The following is a 22,371-nucleotide window of genomic DNA, read 5'->3' as shown; positions in this document are numbered from 1 at the left end:
ATGGCCGAGACCGTCAGCAGTGAAGAGATTCAGATGCGCAGGTCCGATTTCGGTCTGCGATTGAAGAATTCCATGGACAAGTATGGTCCATTGTGTGTGGGCATCGATCCGCACCGGAAACTCCTCACCGACTGGGGGTACAACGTGGACGCCGACGGCGCCGAACTGTTCGCGATGCGCATGCTGCAGGCCGCGAACGGTCGCGCCGCCGCGGTCAAGTTCCAGGTGCCGATGTTCGAACGGTACGGGTCCAAGGGATTCGCCGCGCTCGAACGCGTGCTGTATGCGGCCCGCCAGATGGAGATCATCACCATCGTGGACTGCCTGCACGGCGGCCTGCCCACCACGATCTCGGCCATCGCCGACGCCTATTTCAAGCCGGGGGCGCCGATGCTCGCCGACGCCATCACCTTGCTGCCGTACTACGGCGCCCGCTCCCTGCAGGGCGTGATCAACGACGCCCTGAACAACAGCCGCGGCGTGTTCGTGGCCTCGCTGACCTCGAACCAGGAGGGCGCGAGCATGCAGACCGCCATCCGCCAGAGCGGCGAGTACAAGGGCAAGACCGTGGCCTACGGCATCGCCAGCACCGCGCAGAAGTTCAACAAGGGCATCAACGGCATGGGCTCGGTCGGCCTGATCATCGGCGCCACCATCGGCCAGTGGATCGATGACAGCGGCGTGGACCCGGCGAAATTCACCGGCCCGATCCTGTCTCCCGGCTACGGCTGGCAGGGTGCCGAGGCCAAGGATCTGCGCACCGTGTTCAAGGGCACCAAGGGCAATGTGCTGGTCACCGTGTCCCGGTTCATCGCGGCGCATGGCCCGGACATCGCCTCGCTGTCGCAGGCCACCGAGGCCATCGCGTTGGATGTGCGCCAGGCGCTGATGGAGGCCACGCAGGAAGGGGCCGACGAAACGGAGGACGACGCCGAGTGAACCACATGAACAACCTGTCTGAGGCGGGACCGCGCGCCGGTCGCCTTATCGTGCTCACCGGCCCGGCCGGCGTGGGCAAGGGCACGGTGGAGGCCAAGCTGCGCGCCGATCATCCGGAGATCTGGCTGTCGGTGTCGGCCACCACCCGCGCCCCGCGTCCGGGCGAGGTGGACGGCGTGAACTACCATTTCGTCTCCGAAGGGGAGTTCCTCGCCGAGGAACGGGCCGGCCGGTTCCTGGAGACCGCCGTGGTACACGGCATGGCGCATTACGGTACGCCACTGCAGCCGGTGCTGGATCATCTGGCCGCCAATGTGCCCACGATTCTGGAGATCGATCTGCAGGGGGCCCGCCGTGTCAAGGAACGTGCCGCGGAGCTCGGCATGGAGGTCGTGACGGTGTTCCTGGCACCGCCTAGCTTCGACGAACTGGTCCGCAGACTGATCGGCCGTGGCACCGAGACGGAGGAGCAGCGCAATCGGCGACTGGAGACCGCGCGTGTGGAACTGGCCGCCGAATCCGAATTCGACGTCGTCATCGTCAACGACGACGTCGATCGCGCCGCCGGCGAGCTATGGTCCGTCATCGCCCGCGAATACGGCTTGGACTGAGCGTCGAATCCGCCCGGTTCCATCGGTTGCTGAGACATGACGCGAGCGGCGTTGTCCGGTACACAGATGGGGGCGTGGAGTGTTGCAATAAGGGCTGGGGGCAGACGGAGTGTCAATGACTCCGTCTGCCCCCAGCCCATCTGCTGCCAACCGGGAACCCGTTGTGGTTCAGCGGGCGCCCGGTTTGAGCGCTCAGGCCAGGCCGCTGAGCTTGTTGATTAGCTCGGGATCGCGCGTGGCGCCCTTGTCCGCCGAACGGGCGAACGCGGCGTACGCCTTGAGCGCCTGCGAGACCTGACGGTCGCGGTGCGCCACGTACCCGTCGCCGGCCTCGATCTCGGCGCGGCGGGCGTCCAGTTCCTCGTCGCTCAGTTCCACGTTGATCGTGCGGGCGGGGATGTCGATGTCGATCATGTCGCCGTTCTTGACCAGCGCGATCGGACCCTTGTTCGCCGCCTCAGGGGCCACATGGCCGATCGACAGGCCGGAGGAGCCGCCGGAGTAGCGGCCGTCGGTGATCAACGCCACCTCCTTGCCGATGCCCTTGCCCTTGACGAACGAGGTCGGATACAGCATCTCCTGCATGCCCGGGCCGCCCTTCGGGCCCTCGTAGCGGATGATCAGCGCCTGACCGGGCTTCAGCGTGTCATTGAGGATGACCTCGATGGCCTGCTCCTGGGATTCCACAACCAACGCCGGACCATGGAACTTCCAGATCTCCTTGGGCACGCCCGCGGTCTTGACCACGCAGCCGTCGGGCGCCAGGTTGCCGCGCAGCACGGCCAGGCCGCCCTCGGTCACGGCAGGGTGATCGATGTCATGGATCGCGCCGTTGACGCGGTCGGTGTCCAACGAGTCGAACAGCGTCTCGTGCGTGAACGGATCGGGCGACACGATATGACCCGGGGCGGCATGGAACAGCCGCTTGGCCTCGTCGGTGCAGGTGGGCCGCATGATGTCCCAGGCGTCCAGCTTGGCCTCAAGCGAGGGATAGTCCACCGAATGCACGTCGCGGTGCAGCTTGCCGGCGCGGTCGAGCTCGCCGAGGATGCCGGTGATGCCGCCGGCGCGGTGCACGTCGGAGATCTCCCACTCGCCGGACGGGCTGGCCTTGCAGATGCACGGCACGGTGTGGCTGATGCGCTCGATGTCGTCCAGCGTGAAGTCCACGTCGGCGGACTGCGCGGCGGCCAGGATATGCAGCACGGTGTTGGTCGAGCCGCCCATGGCCACATCCATCGTCATCGCGTTCTCGAACGCATGCTTGGTGGCGATCGAGCGCGGCAGCACCGAGGCGTCGTCCTCATGGTAGTAGCGGTTGGCCAGATCCACGATCACGCGGCCGGCCTTCTCGAACAGCTGCTTGCGGTACGCGTGCGAGGCGAGCGTGGTGCCGTTGCCGGGCAGGGCCAGGCCCATCGCCTCGGTCAGGCAGTTCATCGAGTTCGCCGTGAACATGCCGGCGCAGGAGCCGCAGGTCGGGCACACGGTCCGTTCGTAGGCCAGCAGGTCCTCCTCGGAGACGTTGTCGTCCGCCGTGGCGTACATGACGTCGATCAGGTCGGTGTTCTTCTTGACGGTGCCGTCGGGCAGCACGGTGGTGCCGGCCTCCATCGGGCCGCCGGAGACGAAGATCGTCGGGATGTTCAGGCGCAGGGCGGCCATCAGCATGCCCGGGGTCACCTTGTCGCAGTTCGAAATGCACACCAGCGCGTCCGCGCAGTGCGCGTTGACCGAATACTCCACCGCGTCGGCGATGATGTCGCGGCTCGGCAGCGAATACAGCATGCCGGTGTGGCCCATCGCGATGCCGTCGTCCACGGCGATGGTGTTGAACTCGCGCGGGATGCCGCCGGCCGCCTTGACGGACTCGGAGACGATGCGGCCCACCTGCTGCAGGTGCACGTGGCCGGGCACGAATTCGGAGAACGAGTTGGCGATGGCCACGATCGGCTTGCCGAAATCCTTGGCGTCGACGCCAGCGGCACGATACAGGGCGCGCGCACCCGCGAAGGTGCGGTCCTTCATCAGTTTTTCAGAACGCATTTCCATGCTCACCATTCAAGTGAGGTGAGGGGACAGCCGCCCGCCGCTGGTCACATCGTGGAACGGGCCGCTATATCGGGGCGGTGGGGTATACTTACACGGTTGGAATACGTATTCTCAAGCATGGGAGAACATCATATGGCTTTCGGTACCGATCCCACCCCGCAGGGTCTGGCGGATCCGCCCGTCGACGATCTGATGGAGCATGCTGACTCCAAGTACGCGCTCGCCATCTTCGCGGCCAAGCGCGCCCGTCAGATCAATTCGTACTTCACCCAGCTCAACGAGGGCCTGCTGCAGAACGTCGGCCCGCTGGTCGAATACCAGAACCAGGAGAAGCCGCTGTCCATCGCCTTCCGTGAGATCGACAGCGGCCTGCTCGAGGAGACGCTTGGCGAGGACGATCTGAGCGAGGGCAACTGATCTTCGTGAGGTGCCGGCGGGCGAGATGCGCGGCCCGATCGCCGCAGCCGGCCTCCATCACCAGTACGTCCCGACCGGGAACCGTGCCAGCGGCATGGGAACCGGCCGGGACGTCGCGTATCGGGCCGTGCCGATGACGTATGCCCCCTCGCGGTGGTGCCGAGCGGGTGCCCCGACGACTACGAGAAGGAGCGCAATGATGAGGGAAGCAAGATTGATCACGGCGGAATCGGTGACCGAGGGCCACCCCGACAAGATCTGCGACCAGATCTCGGACGCGATCCTGGACGACATGCTGCGCCAGGACCCGCACTCCCACGTGGCCGTGGAGACCTCGGCCACCACCGGACAGTTCTTCGTATTCGGCGAGGTCACCAGCGAGGGCTACAGCGACATCCAGAGCATCGTGCGCTCCACGGTGCGCGGCATCGGGTACACCAGCTCCCGGATCGGTCTGGACGCCGACTCCTGCGGCGTGCTGGTGTCGCTGACCGAACAGAGCGCGGAGATCAACCAGGGTGTGGAACGGCTGAATCGCGAACGGGAGTCGACCGCCAGCCGCGAGGAGCGCTACGAGGCGCAAGGCGCCGGCGACCAGGGCGTGATGTTCGGCTACGCCTGCGACGAGACCGACGCGCTGATGCCGCTGCCGATCCACCTGGCCCACCGGCTGTCGTACCGGCTGGCCCAGGTGCGCAAGCAGGGCATCGTGCCCCATCTGCGTCCGGACGGCAAGACGCAGGTGACCATCGAGTACGACGAACATGACCATCCGGTGCGCGTGGACACCGTGCTGGTCTCCACGCAGCACGACCCCGAGGCCACCCGCGAATGGCTGGCCGACCAGCTGACCGCGCATGTGATCCGCCCGGTGCTGGACGAGGTGTGCGGCGGCACGGTGGCGCATGACGATTACCGCCTGCTGGTGAACCCCACCGGCTCGTTCGTGCTGGGCGGGCCAGCCGCCGACGCGGGATTGACCGGCCGCAAGATCATCGTGGACACGTACGGCGGTGCCGCGCACCACGGCGGCGGCGCGTTCTCCGGCAAGGACCCGAGCAAGGTGGACCGTTCCGCCGCCTACGCGGCGCGCTGGGTGGCCAAGAACATCGTGGCCGCCGGCCTGGCGCACAAGGTGGAGGTGCAGGTGGCCTACGCCATCGGCGTGGCCGACCCGGTGAGCATCAACGTGGACACGTACGGCACCGAGATCGGCGTGAGTCGCGAGCAGATCCAGCATGCGGTGCGCGAGGTGTTCGACCTGCGCCCGGCCGCCATCATCGACGAACTGGACCTGCTGCGGCCGATCTATGCGAAAACCGCCGCCTACGGCCATTTCGGCCGCGAGGACGCCGACTTCACCTGGGAGCGCGCGAACCGGGTCGAGGCGCTGCAGGCCGCCATCCGGTAAGTCATGAGTCGCATCCGCATGGTTGCTGCATTACTCTGGAGTGCATGAGTACACCGGACGCCGAACAGCTGGCGCTTGACGGCCTGGCGCCGCGCAAGCGCCGCAAGCGCGCGCCTGCGGAACGGACCGCCGCGTCGGAGCGTCCGATCGCCCGGGTGGTGCTCGATGTGCAGGCCACCCATCTGGGCCAGACCTTCGACTACCTGATCGACGAACGGCAGTCGGAATCGGTCCGCCCCGGCGTTCTGGTCCGTGTCAGGTTCGGCGGCCGGCGCGTCAACGGCGTGGTCTGGGAACGGGCCGACCACAGCGATACGCCGTCCTCGTCGCTGCGCTATCTGGAGCGCGTGCTCGGCCCCCAGGTGGTGGTACCCGCCTCGATGCGCGAGGACATCACCCGGATCGCGGACGCCTACGGGGGGACCCGCGCCAACATCCTGCGGCTGGCGGTGCCGCCGCGCGTGGCTCGTGTGGAGCAGGAACAGCAGATGGTGGCGCCGTTCACCCGCCGCGGTGCCGCCGCCGAGGCGCTGCGGCGGATGCCGGATGAATACCGGCGGGTATTGGCGTCCTCCTATGACGGGTTGCAGGGACTCGACGATGCGCTGCACGGCGGTCGGTTCCGTGCATTCGCCGTTGATCCGCTGCCCGGGGTGGGGGAATGGTGCCGTCTGGCCGGCTGGATGGCGCTGACCGCGATGTCGGCGGGCAAGGCCGTGGTCATCGTGCTGCCCACGATGCGCGAGGTGAACGATCTGTCCCGTGAGCTGACCGGCTTGGGGCTGCGGATGTTCGAGCGGACCGGTGCCGCGAACGGCGGATACGACGGCGACGTGGCCGTGCTGAACGCCTCGCTGGCACCGGCGGAACGGTATCGGGCGTATCTTGCGGTGGCGTCGGGCACGGTCCGTTGCGTGATCGGCACGCGGGCGGCGATGTATGCGCCGGTCGAGGGCCCGGCGCTGTTCATGATCCTGGAGGATATCGATTACCAGTATGCCGACGGGATGATGCCATACGCCCACGCCCGCGGCGTGCTGCGGCTGCGCGCCCGCAGCCATGACGGCGTGTTCGTGGCGATGGCGCAGGCGCGCAGCCCGTTCAGCCAATGGGAATGCGGCGCGAACCATGTGGCGCAGACCCCGGTGAGCGGGTTCAGCACGTCCATCAGGCCATTGCCGTCGGTGATCAAGGAACGGATGCCCTGGGTGCGCTGGCTCAACCGCGAGGAGCTGGGGCGACTGGGGGATACGACGCTGGGCGCCCGCGTGCCGCATACCGCCGTCGCAATCCTGTCCAAGGCGTTGGAAAGCGGGCCGGTGCTCCTGTCGGTGCCCCATGACGGCATCGACGAGACGCTGAGCTGCGCCGCCTGCCATCGCCGCGCCCGCTGCCCCCGCTGTACGGGGCCGTTGGCCGGACTGCGGCAGGGCACGCCCCGTTGTCTGTGGTGCGGTGCGGCGGCGGTGCAGTGGCGGTGCCCGGGATGCGGCGGCGAACGGATGCGCGTGGTGCGCATCGGCGCCGCCGGCACCGCGCAGGAATTGCGCGGGCTGTTCCGTCATGTGCCGATCGTGGTGTCCAGCCCCAGCCAGCCGCGCGGCATCGTGGAGGACGTGGCCTGCGCCCCGATGATCGTGATCGCCTCGCTGGGCGCCGAGCCGCGGGTCCGCGGGGATGGCGCCGGCAATACGGAATACCGCGCCGTGGCGATTCTGGACGCCTGGACCAGCCTGTACGGCACCGGGGTGGACGCCCGCGAGGACACGTTGACGGCGTGGATGCGCGTGGTATCGATGTGCGCGCCGCGCTCCCGGGGCGGGCAGGCGCTGCTGCTGGGGGAGACGGACCCGGTGATCGCCCGGTCGCTGGCATTGTGGGACGGCCGGGTCCTGGCGGCGCAGGAGCTCGCCGAACGCGCGGAGACCGGGCTGCCGCCCGTCGTCGGCGCCGCATGCGTGTGGGGACGACGCGATGTGGTGCGTGCGGCCTTGGAGCATATCGGCGCGTTCACCGGCGACCTCGCCGTCATCGATACCGGTCAGGGGGGTGTGCCGGCGGTATGGGGGCCCGTGCCGATCGCACAGCCGCGCACGATCGACGCCCGCGAGCTTGAGGCCACGCAGGACCGGGTCAAGGCGGTGGTGCGGGTGCCGTTGTCCGAACGCGCCGAACTGGCGAGACGACTGCGTGCGGAGGTCGCACGGCATGTGGCCGCACGCGAGCCGGGGGAGCTGCGGTTCCAACTCGACCCCAAGGATCTGATCTGACGGGAGCCGTCTCGGCTAGACTGGGGACGGATACCGCCGTGCGGCCTCAGCCGGACGACGACGCAGACCGATGGCAAGGAGGACGCCGTGAAGGGATGGCCGGGCGAGCCGGAGATGGATTACGACGTGATGGTGGCCGACGATGCGGCGGCCGCGGCCGCGGGCAGGCCGATCGAGAACGTGATCTTCGATTTCGGCAATGTGCTGATCTACTGGGATCCGGCCGCCGTGCTGGTGCCCCGGTACAGCGAACGGACCGTGGAGCAATTCCTCGACAACGACATCTCGGGATTCTATGACGCCAACGACATGATGGACGGCGGTGCCTCTCACGAGGAGGCCATCGCGTGGATGCGCCGCACGCATGGGGACGAATGGGCCGACATCCTGGAATACTACGTGGCGAACTTCCGCGATTCGCTGGTCGGCGTCGTGCCCGGCGCGCGTGTGCTGGTCAACGATCTGAAGGCCGCGGGCGTCGGCGTGTGGGGGCTGTCGAACTGGGAGAGGGAGCTCTACCCGATCGCCGAGGAATGCTGCCCGATCCTGCAGCAGCTGGACGGCAAGGTGGTCTCCGGATACGTGAGGCTGCGCAAGCCGCACCGCGACATCTACGAGTATGCGCTGCGCGAGTTCGGCATCGACCCGTCAACCGCCGTGTTCATCGACGACAAGGCCATGAACATCGTCGGGGCGAACGCCGCGGGCATCCGCGGCGTCCGGTTCAGCGACCCGCGCCGGCTGCGCGAACTGCTGATCGAGGCGGGCGTCAACATCCCCGCGGTGGCCTAGTGACCGAAGGCTTCGGCGGCACGTCCTGATGGCGTGCAGCGGCAGCGAAGTGGAGCATGATTAAGGAGTCGATGATGGTGAAGGTGCTGTTCGCCGGCACCCCCGATGTGGCGGTGCCCGCCTTGCGGGCGTTGGCCGGGGATGCCGAGCATTTCGAGGTGGTGGCCGTGCTGACGCGTCCGGACGCGCCGACCGGGCGCGGACGCAGGCTGATGCCCAGCCCGGTCAAGCAGGCGGCCATGGAACTGGGGCTGCCGGTTATCGAATCCGATCCGGGCGAGGAGACCTTCATCGCCGAACTGGCCGCCACCGGCGCCGAAGCCGCCGCGGTGGTGGCGTACGGCAGACTGCTCAAGCAGGATGTGCTCGACGCGTTGCCGATGGGCTGGTACAACCTGCATTTCTCGTTGCTGCCGCAGTGGCGTGGCGCCGCACCGGTGCAGCGCGCCATCTGGGCGGGTGACGACGTGACCGGCGCCACGGTGTTCCGCATCACCCGCGGCATGGACGCCGGCCCGATCCTGGCCCAATCCACGGTCTCGATCGGCGCCCATGAGACCTCGGGCGAACTGCTGGCCCGTCTGGCCGAGGACGGCTCGCATCTGCTGGCCTCCGCGCTGCTGGGCATGGCGGAGGGCCGGATCGTGCCGGTCGAACAGCCGCAGGGCGCCTATGAGAAGGCCGAGAAGATCACCGTGGAGGACGCCCGCATCCGTTTCGACGTGCCGGTGTTCGCCGTGGACCGGCAAATCCGCGCCTGCACGCCCAACCCGGGCGCCTGGTGCGAACTGCATGCGCAGGACGATGCCGAGCCGGTCGTCCTGCATGTGCTGTCCGCCCGCCCGGCCGATATGACGCATCCCGCCGTGCCGACGGACCTCAAGCCGGGCATGCTGCGCGTCGGCAAGAAGAACGTCTGGGTCGGCACCGCCAGCGACCCGCTGGAACTGACCGAGGTCAAGGCGCAGGGCAAGAAGGCGATGCGCGCCGCGGACTGGGCGCGCGGCGCCCGCCTGGGCGAGGCCGCATACTGCGACTGAGGGGACCCGACCGTCCGTCACCGGCATTGTGCAGCGGTAGCGGGCGGTGTCACGGTTCAGCGCAGCAGCTCCAGCACGCGCGTCAGATCGCGCTCGTCGATGGCGTGGGGTGCCGCGGCCCGTACGGCCGGTTTGGCGCAGAACGCCACGCCGAGCCCGGCCGTCAGGATCATCGGGATGTCGTTCGCGCCGTCGCCCAGGGCCACGGTCTGGCTCATCGGCACGCCGTCGGCCTGCGCCCAGGTGACCAGCGACTGCCGCTTGAGGTCGCGGGTCACGATCGGACCGACGATCCGGCCGGTCAGCACGCCGTCGACGACCTCCAGACGGTTCGCCAACGCATGGTCGATGCCGGCGTCGGCCACCAGATCATCCACCACCTCATGGAAGCCGCCGGAGACCACGCCGACCGTCCACCCGTGGCCGTGCAATGCGTCGATCAGTTCCAAGGCGCCGGTGGTGAAATGAACGGCGGCGCGGGTCCTGGCGAACACGGATGCCGGCAGGCCCTGCAGCAACGCCACACGGGCGCGCAGCGCCTCGGCGAAATCCAGTTCCCCCGCCATGGCGCGGGCCGTGATCCGCGCCACGCGGTCGCCCACTCCCGCGGCCTCGCCCAACAGGTCGATGACCTCCTCGTCGATCAGCGTGGAGTCCACGTCCATGACCAGCAATCCGGGCCGCGTCAGCGTCGGCTTGTCAAGGGGCTGCGAAGTTTCTTCGGGCATACCGTTGATTTTCGGTAATCGCTGGGACAATATGGAACAATGTCAGGTATGGGTTTTTCTGTTCTACTATCCGCAGCCGCCCCGTTGTGCGAGACCAACGAGGGGGGCATCATCGGATCCATTACGGATTGGCTGGTGTCGATCATGGATGCGGTCGGCGGCATCGGCGTATCGCTGGCCATCGCATTGGAATCGATCTTCCCCCCGATCCCCAGCGAGGTCATCCTGCCCCTGGCCGGCTTCACGGCGGCGCGCGGCAGCTTCGGCGTGATCGAGGCGATCATCTGGGCCACCGTGGGCTCCCTGCTCGGCGCGTGGGCCCTGTACGGCATCGCCCGATGGATCGGATTGGAACGCATCCAGCGCATCGTCGACCGAATCCCCGGCGTCGATCGTGATGACGTGGCCAAGGCCGACCGGTGGTTCACCCGATACGGCCACTGGTCGGTGCTGATCGGGCGCGTGATCCCGGTGGTCCGCTCGCTGATCTCGATACCGGCAGGCTTCAACAAGATGAGCTTCCTGACGTTCAGCGGCTGGACCCTGCTGGGCTCCGCCGTCTGGAACACCATCCTGATCTGCGCCGGCTATCTGCTCGGCGACCAATGGTGCTCCATCCTCGGCGTGCTTGACGCCTTCGAGAACATCGTCATCGTCATCGTCGTCGTGGCCGTCATCCTGCTGCTCATCCGCTGGGTCCGCAACCTGATGAAGGGCAAACGGAACGGAGGCGAACAGTCCGAATGACGCAGGATGCGCAGTCGCTACAGGATCTGGCGGCCCTGAACGACCGGCTCATGGCTCGCAACCATGCGTTGGCCGAAGCGTTGAACCGGGCGGGTAAGGAGCTGGCGAAGGCCAAGGCGCAGATCAGTCAGATCACCCGGCCGCCGCTGACCTTCGCCACCATGGTGCGCGTGGACGGCAGCCATATCGACGACGAGGGCGTACGCCACGCCAGCGCGGAGGTCATCGCCGGAACGCGCCGCATGATCGTGCCCATCGCCGCGTCGCTGAACCCCGCCGGACTCGAACCGGGCCGGACCGTGCTGCTCAACGAGAACATGGTGCTCGTCGACCAGCGTGACGTGGACGGCGTTGGAACGGTACGGCGCGTGGCGCAGGTCCTGGACGACGGTCGCCTGATCGTCGAGGACAACGCCGGCAATCCCACAGTGGTCCGCCGTGCGACGGCGCTCGCCGGCGTGAGCCTGGGCCCCTCGGACCGGGTGACGGTGGATCCCTCCTGCCGTCTGGCGCTGGAACTGCTGCCCGGCGAGGACGACGCCGACCTGGTGCTGGAGGAGACCCCCGACGTCACGTTCGCGGACATCGGCGGCCTCGACGAGCAGATCGAACGCATCCGTGATGCCGTGCAGCTGCCGTTCCTGCACCGCGAACTGTTCGAACGCTACAATCTGAACCCGCCCAAGGGCGTGCTGCTGTACGGTCCTCCGGGCAACGGCAAGACGCTGATCGCCAAGGCGGTGGCCCACATGCTGGCCGAAGGCACCGAATCCGGCGGCGTGTTCCTGTCGGTCAAAGGCCCCGAACTGCTCAACAAATTCGTCGGCGAATCCGAGCGTCTGATTCGCCTGATCTTCGCGCGCGCCCGCGAACGCGCCGCCTCGGGGCGCCCCGTCATCGTGTTCATCGACGAGATGGATTCGCTGCTGCGCACCCGAGGCTCTGGCGTCTCCAGCGACGTGGAGACCACCATCGTGCCGCAGTTCCTCGCCGAACTCGACGGTGTGGAACAGCTGGACAACGTCATGGTCATCGGTGCCTCGAACCGTGTGGACATGATCGACCCCGCCGTGCTGCGCCCGGGCCGTCTGGACGTGAAGATCCGCGTGGACCGGCCCGGACCACGCCAGGCGGACGACATCATCCGCCACTACCTGACCGACGACCTGCCGCTGGAGCACGGCGTGGACGCGCATGCCCTGGCCCGTGTGCTGGTGGGCGACATCTACGCGCAGGACGAGCACCGGCATGTGTGCGACGTGTGCGACGAGCACGGCCAATGGCGTGCCATCCACATGTCCGACGTGGTCTCCGGCGCCATGCTGAAGAACATCGTGGACCGCGCCAAAACCCGTGCGGTCAAGGCCTCGATCGAAACCGGCGCGGCCGCCGCGCTGAGCGTGGACATGCTGGCCATGGCCGCGCAGGAGGAGTTCCGGGAGAGCGTGGACGCCATCCTGGACGCGGACCCGGTGCAATGGTCGCGGATCGCCGGATTCGAATCCGGCAGCGTGACCCGCATCCGTCCGGCCGGCGACGCACGGACCGCGTAGGAAAGGCAGTCGATATGAGTGTACGTCGTGTGATGGGCACGGAAACCGAGTACGCCGTCTCCCAACGCGGCGTGGACCGGTACAATCCGGTGCGCCTGTCCTTCGACGTGGTGGCGGCCGCGGCCGACCCCCGCACCTCGCATATCCGATGGGACTACCGGGGCGAGGATCCGGTCAACGACGCGCGCGGCCACCGCCTGCCGCGTGCCGCCGCGCACCCGGATATGCTGACCGACGAGCCGCAGCTGCACATCGTCAACGTGATCGCGCCCAACGGCGGGCGCGTCTACGTCGACCACGCCCACCCCGAATACTCGTCGCCCGAGACCACGGACCCGTTCGACGCGGTGCGCTACGACCACGCCGGCGATCTGATCATGGCCGCGGCGGCGCGCCGCGCCAGCGCGCACACCGGCACCGTCATCGAGCTGCACCGCAACAACGTGGACGGCAAGGGCGCCAGTTGGGGCACGCATGAGAACTATATGATGGACCGCGCGGTGCCGTTCGACCGGGTCACGGCGCTGATGACCGCCCACCTGGTCAGCCGCCAGATCTACGCCGGCTCCGGGCGCGTGGGCCTGGGCGAGCACAGCGGGGAGGCGGGCTTCCAGCTCAGCCAGCGCGCCGATTACATCCATATGCGCGTGGGACTGCAGACCACCTTCGACCGTCCGATCATCAACACCCGTGACGAATCGCACAGCACGGCGCGATACCGCCGCCTGCACGTCATCGTCGGCGACGCGAACCGGATGGACGTGCCGCAGCTGCTCAAGCTCGGCACCACCTCCATGCTGCTGTGGCTGCTCGAACACGCGGAGGAGGGCGGCCTCGACTTCGAGGCGCTGATGGACGGGCTGGCGCTGGCCAATCCGGTCGATGCGCTGCATACGGTCTCCCGTGACCTGACATGCGCCGCCCCGTTGGCGCTGGAATCGGGGGAGTCGACCGACGCGTGGAATATGCAGGTGCGCCTGCGCGGCGCGGTGTACGCGCTCGCCGCCACGGTGTACGGCACCGACAACCGTGGGGAGCCGTTGTGGCCGGACGAATCGACAGCGCGGGTCATGGCGATGTGGGGGCAGGCCCTGGCCGACGTGGCCGCCGTGCGCCACGCCGATGACGACGCCCGCCTGACGATGCGCGACGAGGCGTCGCGGTTGGAATGGCTGCTCAAATGGCAGCTGATGGAACGCTACCGCCGTAAGCGGCATACGGGCGGCGCCCCGGCGGGTGCGGCGGCCGCGCGCTCCGGCATGGCGGGCGCGGCCGCCGGTTGGGACGATCCGCGGCTGGCGGCGCTGGACCTGGCCTGGGCGGCGCTGGACCCCGGCACATCGCTGACGGAACGACTGTCGGCATCCATGGCGCATCTGGACGGACGGGAACAGGTGGCGCGGGCGGCGGACGAACCGCCCGCCGACACCCGTGCATGGCTGCGCGCCGCGCTGGTGCGGCGCTACCCCGAACAGACGGTGGCCGCATCGTGGTCCCGGCTGACGGTCCGCGATGCGAGCCTGCCCTCGGGATTGCGTACACTGGATTGTGCGGACCCGTTGGCGCATACCCGTGATCGATGCGAACAGGCCGTGGAGGAATCGTGTGATGCGGCCGGACTGTTCGGCGCGTTGTGTGCGGATACCGGGAATACCCGGTAGAATCGCCCCACTGGAAGTAACGAATGAGAAACCGCCGGAATCAGGAACACGGCGCAGGACGAAACGAGATGACGATGGAACTGCAGGAAATGACGTTGGCCGTGGCCCGCATCGCGGTGGACGCGGGCAAGCACGTGCTGAGCGAACAGACCACGCCCCGGAAGCTGAACCGGTTGAAGGTGCCGAAGGAATCCACCCAGTTCGACCTGGACATCAACTACAAGCTGATGAATTTCCTCGGCCAGAGGCTGACGCAGCTCGAACCGTTCAACGGCCTGTGGAACGACCGTCCGGAGGAGTGCCGCCCCGGTGAACGCTACTGGTGCCCCGGCAATATCGACGGCGCCGTGAACTTCATCCGCAATATGCCGGAATGGTCGATCACCATCTCGCTGTTCGAGGTCAACGAGTACGGTTCCGCCCAGCCGATCCTCGGCGTGGTCCATGCCCCGGCGCTGGACATGACGTATATGGCCGTGCGCGGCATGGGCGCGATCCGTGTGCGCAAGACGCCGATCGGGGACAAGCGTGAGAAGATCATCCCCTCGACCACCCCCTCGCTGGACGGGTCGGTGGTCAGCTTCGGCATGTCGTACGTGCAGGAGGAATCGATGCGCGCCCTGCAGGTGGTGTCGGCGATCGCGGGCCGGCCGACCGACATCAAGCGCGTGGGGCCGGTGTCGCTGGACCTGTGCAAGGTGGCCGACGGCACCTATGACGCCTATTTCGAGCCGCATCTGCACACCTGGGATGTGCCGGCCGTGTCGGCGGGCGCCGTGGTGGTGTGGGAGTCGCAGGCCAAGCTGCGCCAGTGGAACGGCACCGACATCCATTGGCGCAGCGATAATGACGTGGTCGCCTCGAACGGCATCATCATCAACGAATTGCGACCGTACCTGATCGAGAACTGAGCAGTCGCCTGAATCGTGCGCCGGTGGGTCCGGCGCGGGCACGGACGCGGAAAGGGGCACAAATGCCGCAGGAATTCGCACAGCAGCAGGAGCAGGCGGCCCAGCAGCCGCAGGAGCAGGCGGTCGCCGTCGACACGTCGCAGACGGACGGGACCGTGGACGCCTTGGATGCGGTGCTGGACGACATCGAGAGCGTGCTGGAGCAGAACGCGCAGGAATACGTGAACAGCTTCGTGCAAAAAGGCGGCGAGTGATGCCCCAGCTGCGCGACAGCGGCAATCATCCGATATCGGACACCTCGGGGACGGCGCCGACCCGGAGCGCGGAGGAGTCGGGCATCGCGTCCGGCCGTCCGGACCGGTTCGACCGGATCTTCGGCATCGAAACCGAATACGGCGTCAGCATGACCGGAGACGACGCCCCCGACGACGCGGGCCTGGTGGCCATGGAGATGTTCGCGCCGGTGGTGTCCCGCACACGGTCCACCAACACCTATCTGGGCAATGGGTCCCGGCTGTATCTGGACGTCGGCTCGCACCCCGAGTACGCCACGGCCGAAGCCCGCGACCCCATGGACGCGCTGGCGCAGGACCTGGCCGGGGAGAGGGTGATGCGCCGGCTGGCGCTGCGCGCCCAGGAACGTCTCCGTGAGCGGCATGGGACCGACCTGCATGTGCATCTGTACAAGAACAACGCCGATTCCGCCGGACATTCCTTCGGTTGCCACGAGAACTATCTGGTGCGCCGGTATGTGCCGCTGACGATGATCGAACAGCAGCTGCTGCCGTTCCTGATCACCCGCCAGATCTTCACCGGTGCGGGACGGATGACATCCGAGGGATTCCAGATCACGCAGCGTGCGGATTTCCTCGACGAGGGGGTCTCGTCGGCCACCACGCGTGCCCGTCCGATGGTCAACACGCGTGACGAACCGCATGCCGATCCGGATGCCTACCGCCGTCTGCATGTGATCATCGGGGATTCGAACCGCTCCCAGTTCGCCACCTGGATGAAGCTGGCCACCACGCATCTGGTGCTGTGCGTGATGGAATCGGCGCTCCGGCATGGCAGGCCCACCGGATTCGAATCCTGCGCGATGGCGGATCCGAACGCCGCCAACCGCGCCGTCAGCCGTGACCTGAGCTGCCGCGGTGCACGGCTCCAACTGGCGGATCCCGCGGCATTCCGCTGCGACGCCGCGCGTGCGGACGGGGGAGCGGATTACGGCGTGAGCGCGCTGGCCCTGCAATACCGGTATTGCACGGTGGTGGAACGCTGGCTGGAGACGCATGGCGATGCCGTGGACCGTTCGCTGGGACGCACCCGTGCCCGTATGGTGGTCAGGCAGTGGCGGGGGATCCTCGACGCCGTGGCGGCCGGGGCGTTCGACGCATTGGCCGACCGGGTGGATTGGGTGGCCAAGCGCCGTCTGCTGGAGGCGTTGACCTCGCGGCGTCCGGATGTATCGCAGGCCCGTCTGGCCCAGATCGATCTGGACTATCACGACATCGCCAACGGCGGGACATACGATGCTTTGGTGTCCCATGGGGCGATGCGGACGTTGCTGGATGACGACGCCGTCCAGCAGGCGGTGATGGAACCGCCGGCGGGTACGCGTGCCGCGTTGCGCGGACGGTTCGTGCATGCGGCGCAGGCCGCGGGGGCGCATTACGCCTGCGATTGGACCAGACTGACGCTGACCGCTCCGGTGCGGAGGGAATCGGTGCTGCTCGACCCCTTCGACGATTCGCCGACGGCTGATTTCCGGTCCCTGATGGAGGCGTTGCAATAGCCCGATAACACGCATGTGGGCCCCGACCGTCAATGGTCGGGGCCCACATGGCACCAGTGTTTTCGAAAAGGACGATTACTTGGTGACGGCCTTCTTCAGCAACGAGCCGGCGGAGATGCGCACGCCATAGGAGGCGGGGATCTTGATGGTCTCGCCGGTGCGCGGGTTACGGCCGGTGCGCTCGGCGCGCTTGACGCGCTCGGCGGAGAACAGGCCGGTGAGCTTCAGGCCTTCGCCAGACTCCATGGCCTCGACGAACACATCCTGGAAAGCGTTGACAGCAGCCTCAGCCTGAGCCTTGGTCAGGTTCGACTTCTGGGCGATCTTCGACACGAGATCAGACTTGTTGTATGCCATACAGCATCCTTCTTGGGTCAGGGGATGCCGATACTGATACGGCATCCAACGTTCATCACCGATGATAGCGCAGAAAACTGGCAGGAACCGCATATTTCAGGGGTTTTCGCCATACTTTGCACAAAAAGGGACACAATTTCAGATCAGATTGTGCCGGTCCAACCATTTCATGGCCAGGGCGCCCATCGGGATGCGCAGCCAGTAGAACGCCACACGGTAGACCAGCGTGGCCGACAGGGCCACGGCGGGTGGCACCCCGACCGAGGTGAACGCGAACGTCAGCGCGGCCTCCACCGCGCCCAGACCGCCCGGCGTGGGCACCGCGGAGCCCAGGGCGTTGGCGAGCAGGAACACGAACGTGGTCTCCACCGGGTTGGTGGCATGGCCGAACGCGAGCAGAGCCGCCCAGAACCCCAATCCGGTGGCGATGTTCAGCACCAGCGCGCCGGCCAGTCCGATCGCCAGCTGCTTGGGCTGCGTCAGCACGTTGACCAGCTGCCGCGCGTATGACCTGACGATCGGCAGATAGCGTTCGGCCAGCAGACGCCTCACCGGGGGAATGGCCATGGCCGCCGACGCCAGCAGCGCCACCGTGGCGATCGCGATGATCAGCGTATTCGTCGGAATCATGCCCGAGAGCATGTTGCGTCCGGTGAAGATGCCGATCAGCAGCACCATCGCTATGGTGGTGCCGCCCTGAATCGCCCAGACCGCGCTCATGATGGCCGTGGCCGCCGTATTGCGGTACCCGCTTTTCCTCAGGAACTGCAGGTTCACGAACGCGGGGCCCACGCCGGCGGGCATGGAGACCGCGGTGAAGCCGGAGGCCGCCTGCGAGCAGAACAGGCCGAGGACATCGCGCCGCTCGGGATCCATGAACGCCCCCAGCGTGACCGCCGAACCCGCCCAGGCGATCAGCCCGAACACCACGCACAGCACCGCCATCACCGGGTTCGCGTTCGACACCGCATCGATGACCTCATCCGGGCGCAGCTGGGTGAAGATCACCGACACGGCGATGATCAGCAGCACGATGGTGACGAACGACCGGATGTTGAACCTGGAGATCGTCACCGGTTCCATCGCCTCGGACACCTCCTGCGGGGCCAGGGCCCGCAGCGCCTCCCGCAGCGAGTCCAGCAGCTGCTTGCTCCACGGGTTCAGGGCGCGCGTGGCCGCCGGTATGGCCGCCTTCTGCACGAACGGTAGCAGGGAGACCAACGTCTCGTCGCCCCATACCCGTCTGCCGGCCGACACCGTGCGGTCCACGCCGATCAGTGCCGACAACAGCGCCAGCAGCTGCACCTTGTCGATGTCCATATTCGCGTTGGTGCTGGTGCAGTCGCCGTTATGCCATCCGGCGATGATCGGCGTGCCGATCGGCAGCCGGCCCAGCGTATCCGGTGTGATGCGGTGATGGGAGAATCCCCGCCGGTGCGCCACGTCGAGATAGCGCATCAGCGCGATCGCATCGTCGTCGCTCAACGTGTTGAGATTGCAGGGCAGGGCGGTGGAATCGGCGTCCAGCACGAGCAGGGACGATTCGCCGCTGTCCACGATGCCGTACGGCCGCGGCGCGGACAGCCCGATGTTGTTCAGACCGAGCAGCATCGTCAGATGATGATGGACGGCGTCGGACGCGGACCGGTCGCGGCGCATGGTGACGCCGGTCAGCCGCAGCCACTCCCACAGCTGGTTGAGATACCCGGCGTTATGCGACTGCCCGTCGATGACGGAAACGGTGAAGCGCCGGCCGCGCCCGTCGAGCATGTCATAGATGCGCGAGTTCTCCGACAGGTCGTCATCCAGCGTGGTCCGAAGCACCCCCGACTCGGCGTGCGCCTCGGGACGGCGCACCAGCGAGGCCACGTCGAGACCGATGCTCCGCAGCGCCTCCACGATTCGCTGTCCCCAGACACCCTGGTTGCGCGTGCCTATGGCGAAACGGAACACCATACCGACGATCCGTCCCACGGCGAACGAGAACACCACGCCCGGCACCGAATTCCAGGACAGCACCACCAGCAGGATGGCCAGCATATACAGCGTGTTCCAGCTCCATTTCACGGCGGAGCGCATGCGGCGCGGGCCGGCCATGGTCAGGAAGGCGGCGAACCCCGCATAGAAATCCGGGATGAGCCCCGAACCGCTGAGCGCACCGGGGGATTCCAGACCCTGGATCAGGGGTTCGAAGCCGATGAACGTGATCACGGACGACAAGGCCCACACGGCCGCGTACCCGCCGAACATGGCGACCAGTGAGACCGCGGATTGCAGCCATTCCCGGTTGGCCAGCAGCTGGAAGAGCACGCTGACCACGATGGCGATGGTGACGATCTGCTGCAGCAGCGAGGCCGGTACATCCATCACCCAGCCGATCGCCTGTCCGGCGTTGTGCACGTCGGATTCCACGCCCGCCGTGAGCCCCCGCAGATACACCGCGGCCAGCAGCATGAGCGCGGCGACGACCAATGCCCCGGCGGCGTGCATCAGATCGGCGAAATCCCGGGTGCGCCGAGGGGGGATGTCGTCGATGAAAACATCCCCATCGGTTGTGACATCCGGTTCCGTATTGCCGCGCTTCGTGTGTTCCTCGCTCATCCATCCACCTACCTTGGGACGGACCGACCTCCCGGTGTTGCAATGCCGGGAGGTCGGTGGTTATCGAACGGATTCGAATCAGCGGTCGAGATCGACCAGCGTGCCCGCCACGCCCGTATAGGTGGCGGGGGTCAGGGCCTTCAAGCGGGCGGCGGTCTCATCGTCGAACGCCAGGCCGTCGATGAACCGCTCCACGTCCTGCCGGCTGATCTCGTGGCCGCGCATCAGCTCCTTGACCTTCTCGTAGGGTTTGTCCATGCCGGGCAGGCCCTTGAGCTCGCAGGCGCGCATGGCGGTCTGGATCGGCTCGCCCAGCACCTCCCAATTGGCGTCGAGCTCATGCTCCATCACGGCCGCGTTCGGATGGATGGAGTTCAGGCCACCGAGCAGGTTGTTCAGCGCCAGCAGCGAATAGCCGAGCGCGGAGCCGATGTTGCGCTGCGTGGTCGAATCGGTCAGGTCGCGCTGCCAGCGGGATTCCACCAGCGTGGCCGAGAGCGTGTCCAGCAGCGAGCAGGACAGCTCGAAGTTCGCTTCGGCGTTCTCGAAGCGGATCGGGTTGACCTTATGCGGCATGGTGGAGGAGCCGGTGGCGCCCTTGACCGGCACCTGCGCGAACACGCCGCGCGAGATGTACATCCAGACATCCACGCACAGGTTGTGCATGATGCGGTTCGCATGCGAGACGGTCGAGTACAGCTCGGCCTGCCAGTCGTGGCTTTCGATCTGCGTGGTCAGCGGGTTCCAGGTCAGTCCCATGCGGTTGGCCACGAATTCGCGGGACACCGCGATCCAGTCGACCTCGGGCAGCGCGGCCAGATGCGCGCCGAAGGTGCCGGTGGCGCCGTTGATCTTGCCCAGGTACTCCTGGGACTCCAGATGCTTCAGCTGACGGTTCAGGCGGTACACGTAGACGGCGAGCTCCTTGCCCAGCGTGGTCGGCGTGGCCGGCTGGCCGTGCGTCAGCGAGAGCAGCGGCATGTCCCGATACTCCTCGGCCTTGGCGGCCAGATGGTCGACGATCGCTCGGAACGCGGGCAGCCAGACCTGTTCCATCGCCTGCTTGACGCACAGCGCCGTGGACAGGTTGTTGATGTCCTCGGAGGTGCACGCGAAGTGAACCAGCGTCTTGATGCGCTCGTTGAGCTGCGTGTCCGGGCCGAGTACGGCGGCGGCCTTGTCGATCTGGTCGTCGATGTAGTACTCCACGGCCTTCACGTCATGATGGGTGACGGCCTCGTGCGCGGCGTGCGCGGCGATGCCCTCGGCGCCGAACTGTTCGGGGATGGCGCGCAGGAACGCGATCTCGGCTTCGGTGAACGGCTGGACGCCCTCGACGATCGGCTGGTTGCCGTTGCCGTCGAATCCGTTGGCCAGCAGGATCATCCATTCGACCTCGACGTGGATGCGCTCGCGGTTGAGCGCCGGTTCGCTCAGATATTCGACGAGGTCGGCGGTCTGCTTGTGGTAACGGCCATCCAGGGGGGTCAATGCGATTGCGGGGGAGATATCGGTAAGCTTCATGCTTACCAGAGTACTTGCACCCCGCGAAACGGCATGGATGGGTGCGCGGACCCGGAACCGGTCCGGGACGACCGGAGGGAGGACGATGGACGACACGCGGATTCTCGTCGTGGAGGACGACGCCGACATCAACGAGGTGGTGTGCGAGCGGTTGGGACGGGACGGATATGCTTGCGTGTCCGCCTATTCGGGGTCGGAGGCGCGGATGGCCCTGGAACGGGCTACCGACGCCGGCAAGCCGTATGACCTGGTCGTCACCGACCTGATGCTGCCCGGGATCTCCGGCGATCGATTGGTGGCCGGGCTGCGTGAGTCCGGCTCCGGCGTGCCGGTCGTCGTGATCTCCGCCCGCGGCGCGGTCGACGATCGTATCGGGCTGCTCCGCCTGGGTGCCGACGACTATCTGGTCAAACCCTTCGACCTGGATGAACTGTCCGCCCGCATCGGGGCGCAGCTGCGCGGTCGAGGGTACGCCGACGGGGCGGAACCCGCGGGTGGCGGTGCCCGTGCGGCGGCGCCCGACGACGGGCATACGGTGCTCGAGATCGGTCGGTGGCGCCTGGACATCGATGCTCACACGTTCCGGATCGACGATGGGCCGGTGTCGCTGACTAACATCGAATTCGCCATCATCGAACTACTGATGAACCACCCGGACACGGTGTTCTCCAAACGGCAGGTGTACGAGCTGTGCTGGGGCGAGCCGTACACGGTCGACGACAACACCGTGACCGCGCATATCTCCAAGATTCGCGCCAAACTCAGGGCGAGCGGCACCGACGGATACATCCGCACGGTATGGGGGCTGGGCGTCAAGCTCACCGTGCCCCGCTGAACGCGGGTCCCGGCCCCGGCACGGGTGGTTCAGCCCGCCCGCCGGAGCATGAGGGCGCGGGCGGGACGGAACGTCACGAATTCGCAAGATTTGCGCGAGTGTTGGGCAAGAACGGCTCCGTAGTCTGGCA

Annotated in this window: 19 protein-coding genes; 14 read left to right on the top strand and 5 right to left on the bottom strand. The window is 67.1% G+C overall.

Translation table 11 applies throughout. The features are described 5' to 3' along the window. Together pyrF and gmk are read left to right on the top strand one after the other, a co-directional pair. Window positions 1–939, top strand: coding sequence for an orotidine-5'-phosphate decarboxylase (gene pyrF, locus BIGA_RS04800; protein ID WP_033506567.1), 939 nt, complete (start codon window positions 1–3; stop codon window positions 937–939). 5 nt (window positions 940–944) lie between these two features. Continuing rightward, window positions 945–1,550: a guanylate kinase gene (gene gmk, locus BIGA_RS04795; protein ID WP_033506460.1), complete on the top strand. Its 606-nt coding sequence runs from the start codon at window positions 945–947 to the stop codon at window positions 1,548–1,550. 192 nt (window positions 1,551–1,742) lie between these two features. Here gmk and ilvD read toward each other — a convergent pair whose 3' ends face one another. Continuing rightward, window positions 1,743–3,602, bottom strand: a complete 1,860-nt coding sequence (gene ilvD / locus BIGA_RS04790) for a dihydroxy-acid dehydratase (RefSeq protein ID WP_033506462.1) — start codon at window positions 3,600–3,602, stop codon at window positions 1,743–1,745. A gap of 132 nt (window positions 3,603–3,734) precedes the next feature. Between ilvD and rpoZ the strand changes: the two genes are divergently transcribed. From rpoZ to fmt, 5 genes are all read left to right on the top strand, one after another. Then, window positions 3,735–4,019: a DNA-directed RNA polymerase subunit omega gene (gene rpoZ, locus BIGA_RS04785; protein WP_033506464.1), complete on the top strand. Its 285-nt coding sequence runs from the start codon at window positions 3,735–3,737 to the stop codon at window positions 4,017–4,019. Window positions 4,020–4,218: 199 nt separating this feature from the next. After that, entirely contained in the window at window positions 4,219–5,430 is a 1,212-nt protein-coding gene (gene metK, locus BIGA_RS04780) for a methionine adenosyltransferase (RefSeq protein ID WP_033506569.1), read from the top strand. Between the two features lie 44 nt (window positions 5,431–5,474). Next, window positions 5,475–7,700, top strand: a complete 2,226-nt coding sequence (locus tag BIGA_RS04775) for a primosomal protein N' (RefSeq protein ID WP_033506466.1) — start codon at window positions 5,475–5,477, stop codon at window positions 7,698–7,700. Between the two features lie 87 nt (window positions 7,701–7,787). After that, a complete protein-coding gene (locus BIGA_RS04770) occupies window positions 7,788–8,492 on the top strand; it encodes an HAD family hydrolase (protein WP_033506468.1) in 705 nt (234 codons plus the stop codon). A gap of 74 nt (window positions 8,493–8,566) precedes the next feature. Then, on the top strand, window positions 8,567–9,532 hold the full coding sequence (gene fmt, locus BIGA_RS04765) for a methionyl-tRNA formyltransferase (RefSeq protein WP_033506469.1): 966 nt from the start codon (window positions 8,567–8,569) through the stop codon (window positions 9,530–9,532). A 56-nt stretch (window positions 9,533–9,588) separates the two neighbouring features. Here the strand turns inward: fmt and serB are convergent, their stop codons facing one another. Further along, on the bottom strand, window positions 9,589–10,260 hold the full coding sequence (serB, locus tag BIGA_RS04760; RefSeq protein ID WP_033506470.1) for a phosphoserine phosphatase SerB: 672 nt from the start codon (window positions 10,258–10,260) through the stop codon (window positions 9,589–9,591). Window positions 10,261–10,308: 48 nt separating this feature from the next. Between serB and BIGA_RS04755 the strand changes: the two genes are divergently transcribed. The 6 genes from BIGA_RS04755 to BIGA_RS04730 all read left to right on the top strand — a co-directional run bounded on the left by BIGA_RS04755 (window position 10,309) and on the right by BIGA_RS04730 (window position 16,924). Beyond that, a complete protein-coding gene (locus tag BIGA_RS04755; RefSeq protein ID WP_033506471.1) occupies window positions 10,309–11,007 on the top strand; it encodes a DedA family protein in 699 nt (232 codons plus the stop codon). Next, window positions 11,004–12,560, top strand: coding sequence for a proteasome ATPase (gene arc, locus BIGA_RS04750; RefSeq protein WP_051917098.1), 1,557 nt, complete (start codon window positions 11,004–11,006; stop codon window positions 12,558–12,560). Before BIGA_RS04755 ends, arc begins: the two co-directional genes overlap by 4 nt. A gap of 14 nt (window positions 12,561–12,574) precedes the next feature. Continuing rightward, window positions 12,575–14,221: a depupylase/deamidase Dop gene (dop, locus tag BIGA_RS04745; RefSeq protein ID WP_033506473.1), complete on the top strand. Its 1,647-nt coding sequence runs from the start codon at window positions 12,575–12,577 to the stop codon at window positions 14,219–14,221. A gap of 74 nt (window positions 14,222–14,295) precedes the next feature. Then, window positions 14,296–15,132: an inositol monophosphatase family protein gene (locus BIGA_RS04740; RefSeq protein WP_033506475.1), complete on the top strand. Its 837-nt coding sequence runs from the start codon at window positions 14,296–14,298 to the stop codon at window positions 15,130–15,132. A 62-nt stretch (window positions 15,133–15,194) separates the two neighbouring features. Next, the gene (locus BIGA_RS04735; protein WP_033506476.1) at window positions 15,195–15,386 is read left to right on the top strand and encodes a ubiquitin-like protein Pup; all 192 of its coding nucleotides are present in this window, start codon (window positions 15,195–15,197) and stop codon (window positions 15,384–15,386) included. Continuing rightward, window positions 15,386–16,924 (top strand): proteasome accessory factor PafA2 family protein, encoded by a 1,539-nt coding sequence (locus tag BIGA_RS04730; RefSeq protein WP_033506478.1) that lies wholly within the window; start codon window positions 15,386–15,388, stop codon window positions 16,922–16,924. Before BIGA_RS04735 ends, BIGA_RS04730 begins: the two co-directional genes overlap by 1 nt. A 75-nt stretch (window positions 16,925–16,999) precedes the next feature. Here the strand turns inward: BIGA_RS04730 and BIGA_RS04725 are convergent, their stop codons facing one another. The 3 genes from BIGA_RS04725 to purB form a co-directional block, all read right to left on the bottom strand. Continuing rightward, complete coding sequence (locus tag BIGA_RS04725; RefSeq protein ID WP_033506481.1) at window positions 17,000–17,281, bottom strand: HU family DNA-binding protein; 282 nt, start codon at window positions 17,279–17,281, stop codon at window positions 17,000–17,002. 138 nt (window positions 17,282–17,419) lie between these two features. Continuing rightward, window positions 17,420–19,882, bottom strand: a complete 2,463-nt coding sequence (locus BIGA_RS04720) for a lysylphosphatidylglycerol synthase transmembrane domain-containing protein (protein ID WP_051917096.1) — start codon at window positions 19,880–19,882, stop codon at window positions 17,420–17,422. 78 nt (window positions 19,883–19,960) lie between these two features. Then, on the bottom strand, window positions 19,961–21,406 hold the full coding sequence (gene purB, locus BIGA_RS04715; RefSeq protein ID WP_033506483.1) for an adenylosuccinate lyase: 1,446 nt from the start codon (window positions 21,404–21,406) through the stop codon (window positions 19,961–19,963). A gap of 85 nt (window positions 21,407–21,491) precedes the next feature. Here purB and BIGA_RS04710 point away from each other — a divergent pair, with 85 nt between their 5' ends. Beyond that, a complete protein-coding gene (locus BIGA_RS04710) occupies window positions 21,492–22,241 on the top strand; it encodes a response regulator transcription factor (protein ID WP_033506485.1) in 750 nt (249 codons plus the stop codon). Window positions 22,242–22,371: the final 130 nt, after the last annotated feature.

Origin of the sequence: Bifidobacterium pullorum subsp. gallinarum (genome assembly GCF_000741215.1) — a bacterium.
Taxonomy (GTDB): Bacteria; Actinomycetota; Actinomycetes; order Actinomycetales; family Bifidobacteriaceae; genus Bifidobacterium; species Bifidobacterium pullorum_B.
This window is presented reverse-complemented; position numbering and strand designations above follow the sequence as displayed.

What these genes read in the sequence shown, in the direction of transcription:
- pyrF (WP_033506567.1), top strand. Translation starts at nt 1, where the DNA reads ATGGCCGAGACCGTCAGCAGTGAAGAGATTCAGATGCGCAGGTCCGAT.
- gmk (WP_033506460.1), top strand. Translation starts at nt 945, where the DNA reads ATGAACAACCTGTCTGAGGCGGGACCGCGCGCCGGTCGCCTTATCGTG.
- ilvD (WP_033506462.1), bottom strand. Translation starts at nt 3,602, where the DNA reads ATGGAAATGCGTTCTGAAAAACTGATGAAGGACCGCACCTTCGCGGGT.
- rpoZ (WP_033506464.1), top strand. Translation starts at nt 3,735, where the DNA reads ATGGCTTTCGGTACCGATCCCACCCCGCAGGGTCTGGCGGATCCGCCC.
- metK (WP_033506569.1), top strand. Translation starts at nt 4,219, where the DNA reads ATGAGGGAAGCAAGATTGATCACGGCGGAATCGGTGACCGAGGGCCAC.
- BIGA_RS04775 (WP_033506466.1), top strand. Translation starts at nt 5,475, where the DNA reads ATGAGTACACCGGACGCCGAACAGCTGGCGCTTGACGGCCTGGCGCCG.
- fmt (WP_033506469.1), top strand. Translation starts at nt 8,567, where the DNA reads ATGGTGAAGGTGCTGTTCGCCGGCACCCCCGATGTGGCGGTGCCCGCC.
- serB (WP_033506470.1), bottom strand. Translation starts at nt 10,260, where the DNA reads ATGCCCGAAGAAACTTCGCAGCCCCTTGACAAGCCGACGCTGACGCGG.
- BIGA_RS04755 (WP_033506471.1), top strand. Translation starts at nt 10,309, where the DNA reads ATGGGTTTTTCTGTTCTACTATCCGCAGCCGCCCCGTTGTGCGAGACC.
- arc (WP_051917098.1), top strand. Translation starts at nt 11,004, where the DNA reads ATGACGCAGGATGCGCAGTCGCTACAGGATCTGGCGGCCCTGAACGAC.
- dop (WP_033506473.1), top strand. Translation starts at nt 12,575, where the DNA reads ATGAGTGTACGTCGTGTGATGGGCACGGAAACCGAGTACGCCGTCTCC.
- BIGA_RS04740 (WP_033506475.1), top strand. Translation starts at nt 14,296, where the DNA reads ATGGAACTGCAGGAAATGACGTTGGCCGTGGCCCGCATCGCGGTGGAC.
- BIGA_RS04735 (WP_033506476.1), top strand. Translation starts at nt 15,195, where the DNA reads ATGCCGCAGGAATTCGCACAGCAGCAGGAGCAGGCGGCCCAGCAGCCG.
- BIGA_RS04730 (WP_033506478.1), top strand. Translation starts at nt 15,386, where the DNA reads ATGCCCCAGCTGCGCGACAGCGGCAATCATCCGATATCGGACACCTCG.
- BIGA_RS04725 (WP_033506481.1), bottom strand. Translation starts at nt 17,281, where the DNA reads ATGGCATACAACAAGTCTGATCTCGTGTCGAAGATCGCCCAGAAGTCG.
- BIGA_RS04720 (WP_051917096.1), bottom strand. Translation starts at nt 19,882, where the DNA reads ATGAGCGAGGAACACACGAAGCGCGGCAATACGGAACCGGATGTCACA.
- purB (WP_033506483.1), bottom strand. Translation starts at nt 21,406, where the DNA reads ATGAAGCTTACCGATATCTCCCCCGCAATCGCATTGACCCCCCTGGAT.
- BIGA_RS04710 (WP_033506485.1), top strand. Translation starts at nt 21,492, where the DNA reads ATGGACGACACGCGGATTCTCGTCGTGGAGGACGACGCCGACATCAAC.